1 protein-coding gene is annotated in these 377 nt (G+C 44.8%); it reads left to right on the top strand.

All coding sequences use genetic code 11. The annotated features are described in order from the left end of the window. A partial coding sequence (locus tag BFP97_RS20085) for an HYR domain-containing protein (RefSeq protein WP_139135413.1) occupies nucleotides 1-377 on the top strand: 377 nt, incomplete at both ends.

The following is a 377-nucleotide window of genomic DNA, read 5'->3' on the forward strand; positions in this document are numbered from 1 at the left end:
ATGTCTCTGTTATGGTTACTGTCACCGATAGCAATGGTAATATCTCTACTGGTATGGCTACCGTAACTGTAGCTGATAATACACCGCCTACACTCTCCACTCAGGATGTAGCACTAAGCCTGGATGCTAATGGTAATGCCTCTCTTACTGTAGATCAGGTGGAAGTTGAGAGTGCTGATAACTGTGGTATCGCATCTAAAGTACTCAGCCAGTCAAGCTTCGACTGTGACGATACTGGTGTTAATACTGTAACCCTTACCGTGACTGATAATGCCGGTAACCAGACTGTAAATACTTTCAACGTTACCATCTCTGATGATACTGCGCCTACAGTAATCGCGCAAGACTTAACCATCGCCCTAGATAATGACGGACTC

It is taken from the genome of Roseivirga sp. 4D4 (genome assembly GCF_001747095.1).
GTDB lineage: Bacteria > Bacteroidota > Bacteroidia > Cytophagales > Cyclobacteriaceae > Roseivirga.